1 pseudogene is annotated in these 348 nt (G+C 70.7%); it reads left to right on the top strand.

What is annotated here, in order from left to right:
- A pseudogene (locus R5W23_RS12255) lies at window positions 1-348 on the top strand (LysR family transcriptional regulator); the annotation flags it as partial.

Here is a 348-nt window from a genome sequence, read left to right as displayed (position 1 = left end):
CTATACGGCCCCGCGGCGGGCGTTCGTGGCCGATGGGAGCGCGTACGACTGGTCCATCCATCAGGGGTACTTCGATACGTTCGAACCGATCGTGGATTTCCTGCACGCGGTGTGCTACGTGTTCTCGTCGGCCGCGGCCGTGCCCCCCGACGAGGCGTCCGGGTGGTCCCAATACGTGGCCTGGATGCGGGCGTGCTGGCAGGGTCGGGTCGGGGACGTGCTCGCCGAACGGGATCAGTGGCAGGCGCGCCTGGGCGAATCCCCGCCGGGTGAAGCGCCGACGGCCGAGGAGCGTCGGGACCCGCGCCGCGTGGTGGCCCCGGCGCGGACCTACCTGATACACGAACC

The sequence above is a fragment of the Gemmata algarum genome (genome assembly GCF_034097035.1).
Lineage (GTDB): Bacteria > Planctomycetota > Planctomycetia > Gemmatales > Gemmataceae > Gemmata > Gemmata algarum.
This window is presented reverse-complemented; position numbering and strand designations above follow the sequence as displayed.